The 401-nt window shown below is 65.3% G+C and carries 1 protein-coding gene; it reads right to left on the reverse strand.

Annotated elements, in window-relative coordinates:
- Positions 1–115: 115 nt before the first annotated feature.
- On the reverse strand, positions 116–401 hold a 286-nt coding region (locus Q5Y72_RS19800), incomplete at its 5' end, for a transposase (RefSeq protein WP_305965096.1).

Raw genomic sequence — 401 nt, forward strand, 5'->3', positions numbered from 1 at the left:
CAGGCTGCTGAAGAAGTCGGCGAGGCGGAACGGTTTCCCTTCTGGGTGGTCGGCGGCGTTCGGCTTCGGGTTGGTCGAGGCAATGAGAGTGGGTGCCTGATGCCGCCCCCTGTCGTCAAGCTCCGAGCAGCCGAGGTAGCCGGGCGAGATTGTTGGCGGCCATGGTCAGGATGAAGCGGGAGCGCACCCTTTCGAGGCCGCGATAGACGGTCTGGGCCATGCCGCCGACGGTCTTGGCCCAGCCGAAGGCTTCCTCGATGCGTTTGCGGTTCCTGATCGACAAGGCATAGCCCTCGTGTCGGGTGGTGCGGCCGTCGATCGCTGAATATCGCGTTTTCTGCGCGACATGCGGCGTGACACAGGCCTGGCGCAGATCGGCGACGAACTCGGCGGCGTCGAAG

It is taken from the genome of Paracoccus spongiarum, from assembly GCF_030732095.1.
Lineage (GTDB): Bacteria > Pseudomonadota > Alphaproteobacteria > Rhodobacterales > Rhodobacteraceae > Paracoccus > Paracoccus spongiarum.